Raw genomic sequence first — 18,479 nt, 5'->3', positions numbered from 1 at the left:
AAACATTATGCGGATAAAATTTGAAGAAAAAATTTACCAACGACTACTTGACACAAACTTGATATTGAAAAAGTTTGACATATTTGTAGCGTTGTGTTACAATAATTCCAGACTCTCTTAAATGGAGGATTTTTTATGAAAAATAAAGAAGAACTATTCAGGGAAAATCATTTATTCACGCGGGAAGATATTATAAAGTCATTAGAGTTATTTATTGAACATGAAGAACTAAATGAAGAACCTAGATACTCAAATGATGTTTTAAAAAACAGAATAAAGCTTTGCAAAAAATTCTTAGCTGCAGTAAAGAAAAGCAAGCTCCCAGCTTTGTCAGAACTTTGGTGGTTTTATGAATATCAGTTTTTAGGGAATCGTATGGAATTAAACCTATGCCATGCTGATGAAATTAAGGTTGAAAATGGCGAAATAAGTAGCATGATAGATACAGTAGAACATACCTTGATTACTGTTGAATGCGATTACCTTACAGTTGAACAATATGCGTCAATGCTTGGTGTTGAGCCTGTTACCGTCAGACAATGGATTAGGCGTGGGAAATTGAGACATGCCAAAAAAATTGGACGTGACTGGCTGATTCCTGATACTGAAGAAAAACCCCGTAGAGGGTTTACCTGTGTGCAGTATGTAGTAGATAAAGAAGTAAAAATTGAGAGTGATGAATTTCCGTTGCTTTCGGCATGCGACTCAATATCAATATTTCAAGATCAAGATAACAAAAGGAAATTTATTTGTTACCTGAGAAATTATAAAACAAACTTTAGTAGTAAACTTGAATTGACTAGAAGCGAGGCTGAACGACTGGAGCATACAATAATTGAATCAGGAAAAGCAAGAGTTGAAGGAAATATACAATACGTGCCGAACATTCGAGATATTTTAGACTAAGCAATAGGATGTAATAAATCCAAGCTGATGTTCAAAACATGAATTTGGTTTGGAGGGGGAGCATGTCTGTTTTTAGCGAATACAAAGAAAGATTTATCCTTGAGCCTAAAACGGGAAGCGGCTTAAGGAAATGCCAATTAGGTGCTATTTGGGCTCTGAAAAGTTATTTCATTTCAAATACATCTGAAGCAGCAACTCTCATTAGTTTACCAACTGGGTCGGGCAAAAGTGCAATAATGATGGCGGCCTGTTTTGAGTTGAATCTTAAGAAGATTTTAATTATAGAACCTTCAAAAGTATTAAGAACACAAATTAGTGAACAATTTTGCCGTTTAGAGATTTTAAAGCGTATTGGATGCCTTCCAGAAGATTTCCCGGAAGTAAAAGTATATGAAGTGAAGCATATTCAGTCAGCGGATAAGTGGGCGGAAATTTTTCAAGAACACGATGTTGTTGTTGCTCACCCTAATAGTATATCCCCATATTATAAAAAAGTGTCCCCTATCCCAGCTGAATTTATTGATGCTATTTTTATGGATGAAGCGCACCATGAAGCAGCTCCTACTTGGAAAGCAATTAACTCTTATTATAATAATGTAAAGAGAATTTTTTTAACGGCTACACCATTTCGGCGAGATAGAAAAACGATGGAAGCAAAATTGATTTATCATTATTCGCTTAAACAAGCTTTTGATGATGGTATATTAAGACCAGTTGATTTTTTAGGGGTTAAAGCTGGATTAGATACTGAAAGCGATTCAATATTAATAGAAGCTGCAAAGAAAACATTCATTGAGCAAAAAAAATATAATCCAGTTTCCATAATGATAAGAACAGATAGAATTCATCATGCAGAGTACTTGCTTGAACGCTATAAATCTTCAGGTTTAAATGTTGATATTGTACATTCGGACCGAGAAGATCGAGATAATATACGTGTTGTTAATGAAGTTAAGGAAGGCAAACTTGATGGATTAATAAGTGTTGGAATGGCCAGCGAAGGATTAGATATACCTTTGTTAAAAATCGCAGTATTACATGCAACACCGAAATCTATTCCTTATACTATCCAATTTTTGGGTAGAATCTCTCGCCAACCATTAGAACAAAGTGGAAACGCTATTTTAATTGCCAATAAAGATGAGGTTAAAGGAGAGGTTAGCCGTTTATATAACTCTGATGAGACTTGGGCTAAACTTGTACCACAACTAATTGATGAGAGTATGAAGAAAGCACGATATTATCGTTCTGCTTTAATTGATGAACCAGATTTCGTCTTGCCAGACTTAAATATTTACTTTAGTACTGTTATTTATGATGCTTCCGATGACTTTTCATTTAATACGGACTTCAAAGTGAAAAGTACATCTCCATACAGGGTTTCATATGTATCACAAAAAGACATTAATAGCCCACTAGTAGTAATTACAGTAATTGATAAACCTATTGAATGGGCGAATAGAAAAATTTATATTGAGAACTATCTAGATATTCATATTCTGTACCACATTCCTGAAAAGAACCTTTTGTTTGAATTGACTTCTAGTGAAGAAGCGCTCGATTCTTTTACTAAGAGCCTATATATTGGAAGTATAAGTAGGATTTCATATTCAAAATTGTATAAAGCATTATCTAAATTTGATCACGAAAATTATATTATGGTTGGAATGAAAAATGCAGTTATGCCGGGTATTGCACATCCTTCCTATAAAACATTTATTGGGAATAGCGTTCAAGATACGATCCGAAATTCAGAGGGAAGGGTTTTTGGAGTTAGATATGCTCTCATGAATATGGGAGAAAAAAAGACTTGGGGTATCGCAACTAAGAGAAGCAGAGTTTGGGCTATGAAGCGAGGTACCATCGACGAATATAAAATTTGGTGTGATAATTTGGCTGATTTACTAGATTCGAATATTGACTGTTCTACATTACCGGGCTTATCTTTTCTCGCAAGCACAACTCCAATTAATAAACTTGAGGAAGCACCAATAGCAATACTTCAGGATGATGTGTTTTATAGAGCGGAGTTTTTGATAATTAGTATAGAAGGTGGAAAAACGTATATGAATGCTGTACCCAATATTGAGGTTCGATCATTTGATTCTACTAGTGGTATCTTAACTTGCGTTTTAACACTGGAATCATTTTCATGCAAAATGATTATGAACTTTGATAATCCGTTATTGTGGACTGTTGTTTCAAATAAGGCAATAACTATAAGATTGTTCAAGAGTGCAAATGATGTTATTACAGCAGATTTAGAGAAGATCATAAACACCTTTCCACCAACTTTAATTATGCCAAAAGGTTACATAATTGAAGGACGAACAAAGATTATTCCTAATAGCTCTATTGAGGATATACCCGATGAAGTTTGGGTAAAGAAAGATTGGAGCAATTGTAACATTCAAGCAGAAGCATATAAGAAAAAGCCGAATCCCAAAGAACTACCTGTAATTAATAAAACAATAAAATTTATAGAAACCGACTTTGACAAACAGTCTGATATTCTTATTCTTGATGATGGTGCACATGAAATATCTGACTTGATATGGATACAAGGCTTAAAGCATATTATTCATTTTATTCATTGTAAACCATCTAAATCAGACAAGCCGGGTTGTCGGAAAAGTGACTGTGATATTGTATTTACTCAAGCAATGAGGAGTATTCATTGGGTGTATTCGGAACTAATGTTTGAACGTATTAAGGAAAGACTTCATGGTGAATCAAAAATAATATTTGGATCTTCGCAGTTATTGGACGAAATTGCAGCAACTTTTAAAGTAAATCAATGGAAGTACAAAATAATTGTTGCTCAACCAGGTTTTGATATTGATAAGGTATCTAATAAAAAGCTGAGTAACAATAATGTTTATGAATTAGCAATTCCTACGTATGAAAGAATTACAGCAGGATTGGCTGATTTTGAAATATGGGGAAATCAAAAAAATCAAAATTGATATGTACCCGTGAATGACGATTTTTCAAAAATAGCACAAAAACCCATTGACATGTTTCCACATACAGATACTCTAAAAAATGGCCCGCAGACATCAATTCCATCAACTCAAGCCATGTTGAGTGCGTGGTATTGATGACAAATGTAAAAAACGGATGAGAGGCTGAAAAACGGCTTGAATACAAGGTTTTTCGATGATCTACCGCCCACCGAAAATGTGTTTTTTGGCAGCGGAGATGCCGGGAGACCCTGTATTTTTATGTGTGTAATTATTCGTGGGAACATGCCATATTTGTATGTCGGACTTGATTGCAAGTCTGATGAAGTAGAAAAGCGTGATTACAAGATCTTTTATGTTTTGTCACATACTTCCTGAAATAATCATTTCAATTTTGTTGAAATGGAAACGATAATTTAATATAATATTGTTAACGCACCAATGGACGGGAGGGCAGGCTATGAACAAAGAAGAGCAGCTTATAATGGGTTTGAGAGATTTATACAATAAGATAGTTTTTCTTAATAAGTTTAAGATGGAGGAAGCTCTTAAAGGTTACAAACCTTCTGAAGTACATTGTATTGAATATATTGGCAAGAATGTTGAACCAAACGTTACAAAGTTAGCTGAATATTTTTATATGACTAGAAGTGCCATAAGCAAAATAACAAAAAAATTAATAAATAAAGGTGTTATAGAGAGCTATCAGAAACCGGATAATCAAAAGGAAATTTATTTTAGACTTACTGAAAAAGGAAAAGAAATTTATAAAATTCATGAAGAATTGCATAAAGGGTTTCATGAAAGAGATAAAGTCGTATTTGAAGAGATAAGTGAGGAACAATTAGATATTATGCTTAACTTTGTGGAGAAATATAATAGACACTTGGATAACAAAATAAAGAAACAATATAAGAATATAAGTCATAAGAAATCTTTATAATAGAAAAACATGGCAGCCTTATTATTTAATTAAGGCTGTTTTTTAATTTTGTTGACAAAGAAACAAAAAATATGTTATAATTGTTTTGTTTCTTAGGAAACAAAACAATTAGTGAGGTGAACTCAAATGATTAAATTAAAGTTATTTAAAAAAGATTTTATGCTTCTTGTGTTAGGCCAAATTATTTCTATATTTGGTAATCAGATATTAAGATATGCACTGCCTCTTTATTTGCTAAATCAGGCAGGCTCATCTGTTTTATTTGGAACAATTTTGGCGTCTTCTTTTGTTCCTATGCTTTTACTGTTTCCGATAGGCGGAGTAATTGCTGACCGGGTAAATAAGAGAAATATTATGGTGATTTTGGATTTTAGCACAGCAATACTTATTTCTCTATTTTATCTACTGGTAGGTAAAATAGATATAGTTCCACTTATGGCAATTACAATGATTATTTTGTATGGCATACAAGGTGCTTATCAGCCAGCGGTTAAAGCAAGCGTACCTGTGCTAGTAGAATCGGAATATATTATGAAAGCAAACTCGGTTGTTGATATGATTAGCTCTCTTGCCAGTATGGTTGGACCGGTAATCGGAGGTTTTCTATTCTCTGTTTTGGGATTAACACCTATTTTATACGCAAGTATTAGCTGTTTTTTCGCGGCCGCTGTGATGGAGATTTTTATTCATATTCCATTTAAAAAGAAGAAGACAATCGGGAATATATTTACTATCGGGCTTAGCGACATTAAAGAAAGTTTCGGTTTTATGTTTATGGAACGGCCTGTACTCTGGAAAATATCCTTAATATTCGGTTCTTCTAATTTATTATTGATTTCATTGATTATGATTGCTCTTCCTGTATTAATTACGCAGCGTTTAGGTTTTGCTTTGGACACTGCTAACCGATTATATGGCTATTCGCAAGGTGTAGCAGCTACAGGTGCTGTCTTAGGTGGACTACTTGCCGGAGTTTTATCAAAAAAATTAAAAGCAAAGACTAGTCCACTTCTTTTAATCGGTTGTGCTTTATCTATATTTTTAGAAGGTATTGCTCTACATACGCTGAGGACATCTATGGCAATTTACATTGTTTTACTAATTAATTCAGGACTGTTATTGATGTTACAAACATTATTTCAAATTCAGATGTCGACATATATGCAACTTTTAACGCCAAAAGATTTAATAGGAAAAGTTATTTCATGTTTTATGTGTATTGTTATAGGTACAATTCCATTAGGGCAATTTATCTATGGATTTGTTTTTGAACATATAGGAAATTTCACGTATATTCCTTTTTATATAGCCGCACTTATAATGATAGCAATTAGTATCTTTACCCGTCGCATTTTCTATGAAATTGAGTATCTTATAGAACAATAAAAAGTACATGAAGAGAAATTTGACTTTTCGAGGTTACCATGCCATGAAAAAAAAGCTCTATGTATAGTAAGATGACATTGTTCAATTTAAATTTTGTTTACATTTAAAAGATATAATAAATTCGAGGTGGTGAATGATGCCGAAAATTCTCATCGTAGATGATGACCCGTTTATCAGGGAGCTGGTGAGGAAAATATTGCAAAACGGCGGATTTGAAGCTATTGAAGCCTCTGACGGGCGGGAGGCGCTCGAAAAAATCAACGGTTGTGACTGTGCCATCGTCGACATAATGATGCCAAAAATTGATGGATATCAACTTGTTGAGAAGATACGCAAATACTATGAAAACTTACCCGTGCTTATGCTGACAGCAAAGAGCAGTTTAACCGATAAGGCCAGAGGCTTTGAACTAGGCGTGGACGATTATCTCACAAAGCCATTCGAAGGCGAAGAACTGTTAATGCGCATCAAGGCGCTGTTGCGTCGTTATAAAATTGTATCGTCTCAGATTATTACAATTGGAAGGTTGACGATCGACCGCAATGGATTTAGCGCAAATGGTGAAACTATTCCCATGAAAGAGTTTGAATTGCTGTTCAAATTGGCCAGTTCCCCTGGCCGGACATTTTCAAGAGACAAGTTGATAGAAGATATTTGGGGATATGATTTCGACGGCAACGAGCGGACGCTTGATGTTCATATTGGGCGGCTTCGCGAGCGCTTTCCAGAGGAGAAATACGGCTTTAAAATCACGACCGTACGAGGCATTGGATATAAGATCGAGGTGACAGTATGAATAATGGAGAAAGCAGAAAGCCCGGCAAAATCAGCGTAGTTTTTGGATTTTTGGCGTTTTTTATTGCTTTCTGTGTGTTTATAGCACTGGCATATATTATCGTTAGATACGCAGAACTTTCCGAATTTGCGACGGTGATGTTATCGGGAATAGGCGGATTAATATTTTTTTGTGTGTTTGTCGTGCTTATTAACTTTATCCGGATGCAGCGCTTTAAGCATACCGGACATTTTCTACACGATATTTTGCTTGACGCTTTTGAACAAGTTTCACATGGAAATTTTAACATATTTGTTGAATCAAATCCTAACGATCCGCACTCGGAAATAGCGGATGCATTTAATGAAATGGTTAAAAACCTTGGCTCCATAGAAACTATGCGACAGGATTTTATCAGCAACGTCAGCCACGAAATCCAGTCGCCTCTTACGTCGATAAAAGGTTTTGCTGCGATGCTTAAGAACGATGATTTGCTGCCGGAGGAACGCCGGCGATATGCAGAGATTATAGAAATAGAAAGCCAGAGACTTTCAAGTTTGAGCGATAACCTATTGAAACTCTCCATCCTTGATAGCGAAAAGAAACCGCTAAACATCCACAAATATAGGCTTGACTTGCAGCTTCAATCTGTTGCACTAATGCTTGAACCGCAGTGGTCAGCGAAAAATATCACGCTTGAGGCAGATTTAGAGAAAGTAACAATCGATGGTGATGAGGAGCTTTTATTACAAGTATGGGTTAATCTTTTGCACAACGCGATTAAATTTACACCTGATGGCGGCTCAATAAAAGTCACCGCAGGTAATGAAAAAGTTACTATCAGTGATACAGGCTGCGGCATAAGAAAAGAAGACTTGCCTCATATTTTTGAACGGTTCTACAAAGCCGACAAAGCTCGTGACCGTTCACTCGGTGGGAATGGATTAGGACTTGCACTTGTTAAAAAAATTATTGATCTGCATGGATTTTCGATTGATGTGGAAAGTGAAGAAAATAAAGGTACTCGGTTTACAATCCGTTTAATTTGAGTTTAACCTCCGTTTAAGTGGCAGTTATAAGATATGACTGTAAAGAAAAAACGGAGGTGTTTTTATGGACAAAGTAAAAAATAGTGAATACGCAGTCGAAGTTGTGAAACTAGTAAAGATGTTTGACAAAAAGAAAGCTGTAGATGGAATAAGTTTTACAATTCGGACCGGGACAATCTGTGGCCTACTTGGTCCTAACGGTGCTGGAAAGACAACCACCATTAATATGCTTGCAACGCTCATTAAGCCCGATGGGGGAACAGCAAAAATTTTCGGATATGATGTGAAGAAAGATGTGCAAAAGGTGCGTCAACTCATCGGTTTGACAGGGCAATACGCCACATTAGATGAAAGTCTGACAGCGATGGAGAACTTAAAAATATTTGCTCGTCTATTAGGTTTTTCCCGCATTGAAGCAAAACGCAAAGCCGAAGAATTGTTGGAGGAGTTTTCATTGACAGAAGCGGCAAACCGCAAAGTTTCCATGTTTTCCGGTGGTATGCGCCGACGGCTTGATATTGCGGTCAGCTTGTTGTCTAATCCGCCGCTTATTTTCCTTGACGAGCCGACGACGGGGCTTGATCCCCGCACAAGAGCACAGATGTGGCAGACTATTCGAACACTCGTCAAAAATGGCTCTACCATTTTACTGACAACACAGTATCTTGATGAAGCTGACCAACTTGCCGACGATATTGTTGTTATCGATAAAGGCAAAGTTGTTGCTCACGATACTCCAACTGGGTTGAAACGCTCCATAAGTGCCTCAAGTCTGCAATTAACAGTAAAAAATCCCGATTATGCTCCTAAAGCCGCTCAAATCGTGGAAAAAGTTCTTGGAGGCAAGACACAAATATCGGAAGCGGCGGAAATCACCATACCCCTTGCGGACACTGCCAAACTTGTGGATGTTTTGACTAAGTTAAAAGAAATGGGAATCGGCTTAACTGCTGTAAATGTCCGCGAACCGTCGCTTGACGAAGTTTTCCTTGCTCTCACAGGTGACACAAAGGAGGTTGTTTAGTATGAAAGACACTACTATTATTCCTGCTAACGAACGCGAATTAAAAAACCGCATCAGTTTTGATACTGCTATTGAAAATATGCTTACTTTTGCATACAGGACACTTCTTAAAACTGTGTACAATCCTGAAAGCCTTTTGGACGTCACGCTTATGCCGATACTGTTTACGTTAATGTTCACATATTTGTTTGGTGGTGCGATTTCGGGTAACATCGAAAGCTATCTTCCGATTATTATTCCGGGAATTTTGATCCAGACTTGTATCACATCCTCCGGCAATGCTGGCACGCAACTGAGGGAGGACATTGATAAGAGCATATTCAACCGTTTCAAATCCATGCCTATAGCAAGGATATCACCGCTTGCAGGTGTACTGACTGCTGACCTCTTGCGCTATGCCATAGCGGGCGCGATTGTGTTCACAGTCGGTGCAATTATCGGATATAGACCAAGCTTTTTGAAGGTTGTAGTTTCCATCGAATTTATGATGTTTGTCGGTTGGTGCTTAAGTTGGCTGTTTGCGTTTGTGGCTTTGACGGCAAAATCTGTATCATCTGCATCAATGTACGCAATGCTTATCATGTTTCCACTGACGTTTCTGTCAAATGCCTTTGTTCCAACAAAAACTATGCCTAAAGTAGTTCGCTACTTTGCCGAACATATCAATCCTGTATCCAAAGCAATAACGGCTGTGCGAGAGATATTGGGAAATGGAACAATCGGCACGGATTTTTGGATTGCACTAATAGGTACTTTTACAATCTTCATAGTATCTGTACCGCTTACGCTGTGGGCATATAATCGGAACATGTAAGGATTTTTAAGAGAGCAACATATGAAGTGGAATAATTCAAATAAAAATACAAATGAACAGCACCATAGCTTGTCTTCAGGCGAGCTGTGGTGCTGTTAAGACGTAATTCAAGGATACCGACATCTGTTGAAATAGATGATTGGATTGATGAGACTTGGACGAAACATCAGGTAAATCTTCTTGCTTTTGCTTGTCGTCTGGTGTTACATTGATGTAGAAAGCAGGACTGAAATTTTCTGTTGGGAATATCGAATATGACTAAATAGAAATGTTATTTACATAATATTGCTTATAAATTGCATTATGCAATACAATCGCATATAATATTCTATAAAAGAAGGCATTTTAATATAGAAAGGATAGCGAATATATTTGTTCTTGTTAAACCTGAAATCGCGAAATTCTTTTTAAGAAATTCCTTTTAATATGAAACTAAGTTGCCATTTTAGAAAGAAAGCGAGGAACTATAGGTGAATATAAACAATTTTGAAAATCATGTTGACAAAACTATTTTAGATAGAGGGTATGATTATTATATTAATGGCAATATAGTTGAAGTCTATAAACGCGGAGATAACGAATATGTATTTCAAGTACAAGGAAGTGATGATTATGAGGTAATAGTTAAGATAGATAACGATGGAGAAATTATTTATTCAGAATGTGATTGCCCCTATGATTTTGGACCAATATGTAAACATCAAGTGGCGGCATATTTTAAGCTATTTGAGATAATAAATAACAAAAACAATATAATACATATAAAGAAAAATGCGATAAATCAGTTTTCGATTAGAGAAGTACTAAATAATCTTTCTAAAAAAGAATTGATTAAAATAATAATGGATATAACCGAAAATGATGAAGCTTTAAGAAACAGTCTCATTGTAAGATATTCAAAAGGTAGTTACGAACAAGAACTTGAAAAATGCAAAAAGCTTATTAATTCCATTGTGAAAAAATATACAGGCAGAGAAGGCTTTATATCGTATAGAGAAACTTACAGCTTTGTAAATGATATGGAAGATATATTGCGGAAATCAAGAAATACCGATAATATATTATTAGCTCTGGATATTGCATTTCTTCTGCTTAACGAGTCTATAAGAGCTTTTCAATACGCCGATGATTCCAATGGCGATATAGGTTTCCTCGTATCTGAAACTATAGACTTAATAGGAGATATAGTAACAGATGGTAGTTATTTAGATGATGATTTAAAAGAGGAGATATTTAATAAATTGCTTACGCAAATTGACAATGAAATTTTAGACGAATGGAATGATTATAAAATTGATCTTCTTAGACTATGTATTGAATTTGCAGATGTTGAAAAGCTAAGGAATGAGCTTATAGCGAAAATAAAGTCTATTATTACTATGAATTCAGGTGATGAGTATAAAAGATACAGCAATGAGAAGATGTTGCAAATATTGTTTGAAATAATTGACACTTATGGCACTGATGAAGAAGCTTTAGAATTTATAGAAAAAAACTTAGATTATACCTCATTTAGGGAGTTACTTATAAGTAAGTTCATGAAAGAAAAAAATTTTAATAAAGTTATAGAATTAGCTTTAGAAGGTGAAAAGAAAGACAAAAAATATGCAGGATTAGCATTGAAATGGAAGAAAATAAGATATGAAGCCTATAAAAAACTTTCCCTAAAAGAAGAACAAAAAAAATTAGCCAAAGAACTTCTTTTTGAAGGCAACTTTGAATATTACAATGAACTTAAAGAACTAATTACGGGTGATAAGACAGAATTTTACAACAACTTGAAACAAGAATTAAAAAAGAATGAGGGATGGGTCAGCAAGAATATTTATCTTAAGCTTATAGTAGAAGAAAAAGATCTTGATGAGATAATGGAGTTTGTAAAAGAAAATCCAAGTATCATAGAAGGATATGCCGAAATGTTGCAAGAAAAATTTAAAGATGAGGTGATTGAGGTATATAAGAAGCATATAATGGCAGTTGCAAATTCATCATCTAATAGAAAAGAGTATAAAAAAGTATGTGAAGTTGTTAAAAAGTATAAAAAGATAGCAGGCAATAAAAATATGGAGGAAATAGTTGATAAGCTAATTGCTTTATACAAAAATAAGCCAGCATTTGTAGACGAACTAAATAAAATTAAAAAAATAAAAAAATAACAAAGAATGCATCTTTGAGGAATTAGTTAATCCTACAGCTACAACGAATGTGCTGATAAAAATTGCCAAACGATTCAGAGATCTTATGAAATTTCCCCTTGATTGGAGCACCATTGTCTCTATTATTAAAATTGAGACGAACTATCGTTACCTTAAGTGTGGACAATATACACTTTTTATCGTTATGAAAATGATACTGTATATGATTCAATGCTGGATTTACCGGTTCTTGACCAAGGGGATCATTATTATTTCACATCCAGCCTATTAATGTGAAATGTTTCATCCAAAAAATCAAAGCCTTGTTCTTTGAAAAAATTCCATATCCATTGATTCATACCTATCATTTGTATAGGGTTGTAATGAAAGCCAAACAATTTTTGTGCTGGATTTATGTAGCCGTTTTTTTCAACATTTGTTTTCACTTTGTCTGCAAAGTCTTTTCCACTAACTGCTGAAGCGATATTGTAAAGTTCATCTATCAAATAGCTATTTTTGTCATTGATGAACGTGTTGCTGTTTTGATATTTTTCTCCATAATATCTTTCAATTTCTTCATCGCTTAATTTCTTGTACTTCTCATAAAAAACGACTGCATCTTTTTGAAGCTTTTTTCTGGAATTCAGAGTACCTTTTATATTTCCGAGGCACATAGCAAGAATGGGTATAGTAAGTTCTGGTAATTCTAAAAGTTCTTTTATTTCCTCATACCGTAGATTTGGCGTACCTAAATAAACACTGCCTATACCTTTTAAAGTACATGCACATTCAATGCTTTGAGCAACACACATTACATCTTCTAATGAGATAATAAATTCTAAAAAAGATCTGTTTCGCCCGTAAGGCGCTGCATTTATTTCGCACCATCTTTTTTGCTTGTAAAAATCCAAAAGAAATACTAAGACAGTATCAGATTTTTCGATAAAATTTTGTCCAAGAAGATCTTTAAGTTTTGATTTTCTATCTTTGTCTCTTATCTTAATTATAGTACATGGTTGAGTATTTCCTCCGCTGGCAGCATTTAAACCAACCTCAAGAATGTTGTTCAAAACTTTATCGTCTATTGGGACATCAGAAAAGTTTCTGCAACTTCTTCTATTTTTCAATAATTCGATTGCATCCATTTGGCGATCCTCCTAAAATAAAATTATCGCATAGTGCTATACTATTTTATAGTATTATATTAAACCTAAAGTCAAGTATTTTCTTTAATAAGTTTTTATAAACTAATGATTGATGAGAAAAATAACTATTTAAAGACTGACTTATTACATGGATTTCATGATTTGAGAAGATATTTTAAATTGACAAAGGAATATAATGAACAGTATAATTCTTGTACGAGGTAAAAAACTGTTTTGGGTGTTGATTTGTATGTAATTTCATAAGAAGTATGTGATTTCATATCACAGTTGTATTTGCGAAAAGGAAGGATACTATATGATAATAAGCGTCAGCAGGAGGACAGATGTGCCGGCTTTTTACAGTGATTGGTTTTACAATAGAGTTAAAGATGGTTATGTCTTAGTAAGGAACCCTTTTAATCATCATCAAATAAGCAAAGTCTCCTTGTCGTTGGATGCTGTTGACTGCTTTGTGTTTTGGAGCAAAAATCCTGAAAATATGATCGGCAATCTTCACATTATAGACAATTATCCGTTCTATTTTCAGTTTACATTGAATCCTTACGATGATAAAGTTGAAAAAGGTGTTCCGAAAAAATCAAAAATAATTGATACATTTAAGAGATTATCAGATAAAATAGGGCCCAATAGAGTAATTTGGAGGTACGATCCCATCATTATAGCTGAAGCTATTAGCGAGAAATACCATTATAAATATTTTGAAGTATTGGCATCGAAACTTAAAGGTTATACATCAAAGTGTATCATAAGCTTTGTGGATTTTTACCCTAAAGTAAAGAAAAGCCTTGAGAAGATAGGCGCTTTTGAGATTAGCGATGAAGATAAAATAAGGATAGCTAAAAGACTTGGAGAAATTGCGGAAACATATTCTCTTAAAATTGAAACATGTGCAGAAAAAATAGATTTATCTCAATTTGGAATAGAGCATGGCAGGTGCGTGGATCCTAATCTGATTAAGGAAATTTCTGGACGTGATATTAAGGATGAAAAAGACAAGAATCAAAGAAAAGCATGTGGTTGTGCTGCCAGTGTAGATATAGGAGCTTATGATACGTGCTTGCATGGGTGCATCTACTGCTATGCAAACTACAGCAGTAGGGTTGTCAATGGCAATATGACTTTATACGATGTTAATTCTCCATTATTGTGCAGCAGTATAACAGATGAGGATTTAATAACGGAAAGAAACAGGTAGCTATTTTGTTATTATGTCTAATCTCATTCAAAGATAGAACCCCATTTTGTATTTCTGGCTTTTTTGTAAATATCTCCATCGCTTTTCTTGACCGTGACTTTCTTGATGCCATCTTTTGTGCACAAATCCAGTATTATGTGGCCCTTCCTTATCTGCGGATGTCTTATGATTCTGCTTTTTATCATGTTGCAAGGGCTTTTTGATACACATATGTAGGAGAATTTTTCATCTTCGTATGAAAGTTGGCCGTTTTTGACTTTTCTGTGTATGTTTGTTCTTTGTACACGAGATGAAAAGTGACACCAGTCATCAAAATCTATTGGACATTCTTTATCGTGTGGACATGGCGCTATTACATGGGCACCAAGAGGCATTAAGATTTCCAGTGCTCTTTTTATGTTAGAAAAGCCAATCTTAGTTCCCGGCTCTATGATTATCAGCATGTCGTTAGCGCTTTCCCAAAGTTTTTTTATTATTTCACCGTGTACATCATCATTTAGCTCACCGATTGAATACGATGCAATTACAATATCATGTTTAGGCAGTTCAGATAAACTTTCTAAGTCAGCTTCCATCCAAATAGAATTCTTAATAGATCTATTGTTTGAGTTTGCTGACAGCTTTTTGCCGATTTTTATCATGTTTATATTTCTCTCTAAAAGCGTTATCTTATCTAAATCATTCCATATGGAAGTTGCTGCCCATATTGCAGTACCTGGTCCAGCCCCTACATCTAAAATCGATTTTGGTTTTAAATCATCACCGCATATATCTTTTACATCTTTCAAAACTGTGTAGATGGCTTCGAACGTAGCAGGCATCCTGTATGAAACGTATGCAATGGCTTCTTCGTAAGATAAAATATGTTTCTCATCAGTATTTCTGTATCGATTAGAAATGTCAGAAACCAAAGAAATCAATTTATTTACAGGTATCTTGCTTGCTTCTTCTTCGATTCCATTTAAAAGCTCTGTTGGTATGTTCATTAAAAACAGCCCTTTCTATGCGCATTTACAAATATATTATACCATCTTAAATGAATTTATGTTATAATTCAATTCGAGAAATTTTTCTATGATGCGTTAAAGGACTTGATGCGATGGTTAAAGAAAAGATAAAAATTTCAGTCAGAGACATGGTTGAATTTATATTGAGGTGCGGGGATTTAAACGATGAATTTTTAGGCAGCAGTAATTTAAGAGCATTAGAAGGCACAAAGATACACAAAAAAATTCAGAGTTCCAAAGGTGAGAATTATAAAAAGGAAGTAACGTTAAGATACGAGAGAGAATTTGATGAGTTTATTATTGTTGTAGAAGGTCGTGCAGACGGCATCATTGTAGATGACGGCAATGTGACAATCGATGAAATAAAGACTACGAGCGCCAATATAGATGAAATAGATGAAGCCTACAATCCTCTACATTTAGCACAAGCAAAATGTTATGCCTACATATATTCGATTCAAAATAGTTTGAATATGATAGATATCCAACTTACGTATTATCAAGTCGATGACGGCGATATGAAATTTTTAAGGTATACATATTCATTAGATGAGTTAAAAATATTTTTTGACGATCTTATAGAGAAGTACTATTATTGGGCAAGCATGTTATACAATTGGATAAGGGAACGAAACAGTTCAATAGATAAGATGGATTTTCCATACAAGGATTTTCGAAAAGGTCAAAAGAAACTTATGGTAGCTGTCTACAAAGCGATTGAAAATGGAAAGAATCTGTTTGCCGAAGCGCCAACTGGGATAGGGAAAACCATATCTACAATTTTTCCGTCATTAAAGGCGATGAAAAAAGGGTTAACTTCAAAGATATTTTACCTTACAGCTAAGACGATAGCCAGAACAGTAGCAGAAGAAACATTTAACACATTAAGAACCAAAGGGTTAAAAGCAAAAACATTGGTTTTAACTGCTAAGGAGAAAATATGTTTTAATGAAAAGACCGAATGTAGGCCTGAGGCATGTATGTTTGCAAAAGGTCATTTTGATAGGATAAATGATGCGCTAGTTGATATATTTTTGAATGAAGATAATTTTAATCGTTCAAAAATTGAAGAGTACGCAAAAAAGCATATGGTATGCCCATTTGAGTTTTCACTGGATTTATCTTTGTGGTCAGATGTTATAATATGCGATTATAATTACGTCTTTGATCCAAATGTGGGACTTAAAAGGTTCTTTCAGGAAAAAACCGATTTTACACTTCTCGTGGATGAAGCACACAATTTGGTAGATAGATCGAGAGAGATGTTTTCAGCAGAATTATTCAAAAAAGATTTTTTGTCTTTAAAGAAAGAGATTAAAGGTAAAAGCATCAAGCTTGAAAAGTCGTTGTCAAAAATCAATTCAATATTTCTTAAATTGAAGAAAAGATGTGGTGAAAAAGGCTATTTTGTGACAGATGAGATATTTAGTGATCTAAATGGATATTTAAAGCAATTTATAGGAGAAGCGGAATTGTTTCTTTCAAATGAAAGAAAGCCGTTTGCTGGAGAAGCTGTCACCGATCTGTATTTTGAAGTGATCAGGTATCTTAAGGTTTCTGATATGTACAATGAGTCATATACGACTTATGTTGAGAAAAAAGCTGACGATTTAAAAGTCAAATTATTTTGCTTAGATCCCTCTAAACTGCTTAATGAAACGCTTGAAAAAGTAAGAAGCACTGTATTTTTTTCGGCTACACTTATTCCTATGGCGTATTATATGTCTTTATTAGGTGGAAATCGACAAGATTATGGGCTTCGTCTTGATTCGCCGTTTGATATTAAAAACAGGATGATACTTATTGCTAACGATGTGTCTACTAAGTACAAAGACAGAGAAAAAACTTCAGAGGAAATAGTGGAATATATACATACAGTTGTATCAAAGAAAAAGGGGAATTATATTGTGTATTTTCCATCTTATGAATATTTAAACATGGTATACGACATTTACAAGGAGAGAGGCATTGGCTATTTACTTAAACAGGAAAGCGCGATGATGGAAAACGAGAAAGATGATTTTTTACGCATGTTTGAAGACGGTCGAAATGGTGTTTTGGCATTTTGCGTGTTAGGTGGTGCTTTTTCAGAAGGCATTGATTTAGCAAAAGACCGTTTGATAGGTGTTATAATAATTGGTGTAGGCATACCGCAGATATGCCTTGAAAGGGATATAATTAGAGAGCATTTTGAGAGAAAATACGGGCAGGGATATGAATATGCTTACCTTTATCCAGGCTTCAATAAAGTCATGCAGTCAGCAGGGCGTGTCATAAGAACTGAAGAAGACAAAGGTATAATTTTACTTATAGATGAAAGGTTTTTGCACAAAAATTATATTAAGATATTTCCGAAAGAATGGTTCCCATATACAAAGGTAAATAAAAGCAATTTAGGCTTTCATCTTGATAGCTTTTGGGGGAATTTTTAATGGTAGAAATATATGCTGTGAAGGTAACGAGGGATATTGATGAGTATGAATACGAAAAACTATCAGCTTTTTCATCAGAAGAAAAGAGACGAAGGGTAAGCAAGATTAAAAAGCGTGAAGACGCTGTAAGGACGCTTTTGGCGGATGTTATGCTTAGGATTATATTGATTGAGAAATTTGGACTAAGTAATATAGATATCGCATTTTGCAATAACGAATATGGGAAGCCTTTTTTGAAAGACAAAAGCATATTTTTCAGCATATCCCATTCATGCCAATGGGTATCTGTAGCCGTTGATAGAAAAAACCTTGGAATCGACATTGAAAAAATCAGGGATGTCAACTTAAACGTGGCAAAACGATTTTTTTCACCGGATGAGTTTGAAGACATGATGAAAACTTCTGATAAAATAGATTACTTTTTTACTCTTTGGACTTTAAAGGAAAGCTATGTAAAAGCATTGGGGATGGGCCTTCATATACCTTTAAATTCTTTTACAATAAAGATTGGAGATGAAATTAAGCTTTTAAGCGAGAAGGATAACAAATATCATTTTAGGCAATTTTGCGTGGATGATGAATACAAGATGGCCGTATGCGCTGAAAGTAATTTGTTTTGCAATGAAATTAACGTCGTAAACATTGATGAAATTTTTAATTTTATATAATATATGGTATAATTTA

At 34.5% G+C, this 18,479-nt stretch carries 14 protein-coding genes; 12 read left to right on the top strand and 2 right to left on the bottom strand.

The genetic code is table 11. The annotated features are described in order from the left end of the window. Positions 1-135 precede the first annotated feature (135 nt). The 9 genes from GSH73_RS09460 (at position 136) to GSH73_RS09420 (ending at position 12,016) form a co-directional block, all read left to right on the top strand. The gene (locus tag GSH73_RS09460; RefSeq protein WP_014758254.1) at positions 136-906 is read left to right on the top strand and encodes a helix-turn-helix domain-containing protein; all 771 of its coding nucleotides are present in this window, start codon (positions 136-138) and stop codon (positions 904-906) included. A 62-nt stretch (positions 907-968) separates the two neighbouring features. Beyond that, entirely contained in the window at positions 969-3,872 is a 2,904-nt protein-coding gene (locus GSH73_RS09455) for a DEAD/DEAH box helicase (protein WP_014758255.1), read from the top strand. Positions 3,873-4,329: 457 nt separating this feature from the next. Then, positions 4,330-4,812 (top strand): MarR family winged helix-turn-helix transcriptional regulator, encoded by a 483-nt coding sequence (locus GSH73_RS09450; RefSeq protein WP_014758256.1) that lies wholly within the window; start codon positions 4,330-4,332, stop codon positions 4,810-4,812. Positions 4,813-4,938: 126 nt separating this feature from the next. Then, a complete protein-coding gene (locus GSH73_RS09445) occupies positions 4,939-6,198 on the top strand; it encodes an MFS transporter (protein ID WP_014758257.1) in 1,260 nt (419 codons plus the stop codon). A 136-nt stretch (positions 6,199-6,334) separates the two neighbouring features. Beyond that, entirely contained in the window at positions 6,335-6,994 is a 660-nt protein-coding gene (locus tag GSH73_RS09440) for a response regulator transcription factor (protein WP_014758258.1), read from the top strand. Next, on the top strand, positions 6,991-8,022 hold the full coding sequence (locus GSH73_RS09435; protein WP_014758259.1) for a HAMP domain-containing sensor histidine kinase: 1,032 nt from the start codon (positions 6,991-6,993) through the stop codon (positions 8,020-8,022). The genes GSH73_RS09440 and GSH73_RS09435 overlap by 4 nt, the downstream gene beginning before the upstream one ends. 64 nt (positions 8,023-8,086) lie before the next feature. After that, positions 8,087-9,046 (top strand): daunorubicin resistance protein DrrA family ABC transporter ATP-binding protein, encoded by a 960-nt coding sequence (locus tag GSH73_RS09430; RefSeq protein WP_014758260.1) that lies wholly within the window; start codon positions 8,087-8,089, stop codon positions 9,044-9,046. 1 nt (position 9,047) lies between these two features. Beyond that, on the top strand, positions 9,048-9,860 hold the full coding sequence (locus GSH73_RS09425; protein WP_014758261.1) for an ABC transporter permease: 813 nt from the start codon (positions 9,048-9,050) through the stop codon (positions 9,858-9,860). 470 nt (positions 9,861-10,330) lie between these two features. Then, positions 10,331-12,016 carry an SWIM zinc finger family protein gene (locus tag GSH73_RS09420; RefSeq protein ID WP_014758262.1) on the top strand — a complete coding sequence of 562 codons (1,686 nt, stop codon included), beginning with the start codon at positions 10,331-10,333 and terminating at the stop codon, positions 12,014-12,016. A 248-nt stretch (positions 12,017-12,264) separates the two neighbouring features. Here GSH73_RS09420 and GSH73_RS09410 read toward each other — a convergent pair whose 3' ends face one another. Next, entirely contained in the window at positions 12,265-13,140 is an 876-nt protein-coding gene (locus GSH73_RS09410) for a nitroreductase family protein (RefSeq protein ID WP_014758263.1), read from the bottom strand. A gap of 316 nt (positions 13,141-13,456) precedes the next feature. Here GSH73_RS09410 and GSH73_RS09405 point away from each other — a divergent pair, with 316 nt between their 5' ends. Continuing rightward, complete coding sequence (locus GSH73_RS09405) at positions 13,457-14,356, top strand: DUF1848 domain-containing protein (RefSeq protein ID WP_014758264.1); 900 nt, start codon at positions 13,457-13,459, stop codon at positions 14,354-14,356. A 23-nt stretch (positions 14,357-14,379) separates the two neighbouring features. Here GSH73_RS09405 and GSH73_RS09400 read toward each other — a convergent pair whose 3' ends face one another. Continuing rightward, positions 14,380-15,342, bottom strand: a complete 963-nt coding sequence (locus GSH73_RS09400; RefSeq protein WP_014758265.1) for a small ribosomal subunit Rsm22 family protein — start codon at positions 15,340-15,342, stop codon at positions 14,380-14,382. Between the two features lie 113 nt (positions 15,343-15,455). On the opposite strand from GSH73_RS09400, the gene GSH73_RS09395 reads away from it, so the two are divergent. Further along, the gene (locus GSH73_RS09395) at positions 15,456-17,795 is read left to right on the top strand and encodes an ATP-dependent DNA helicase (protein WP_014758266.1); all 2,340 of its coding nucleotides are present in this window, start codon (positions 15,456-15,458) and stop codon (positions 17,793-17,795) included. Further along, positions 17,795-18,463 (top strand): 4'-phosphopantetheinyl transferase family protein, encoded by a 669-nt coding sequence (locus tag GSH73_RS09390; RefSeq protein ID WP_014758267.1) that lies wholly within the window; start codon positions 17,795-17,797, stop codon positions 18,461-18,463. The genes GSH73_RS09395 and GSH73_RS09390 overlap by 1 nt, the downstream gene beginning before the upstream one ends. Positions 18,464-18,479: the final 16 nt, after the last annotated feature.

Origin of the sequence: Thermoanaerobacterium aotearoense, assembly GCF_009905255.1 — a bacterium.
Classification (GTDB): Bacteria; Bacillota; Thermoanaerobacteria; order Thermoanaerobacterales; family Thermoanaerobacteraceae; genus Thermoanaerobacterium; species Thermoanaerobacterium aotearoense.
This window is presented reverse-complemented; position numbering and strand designations above follow the sequence as displayed.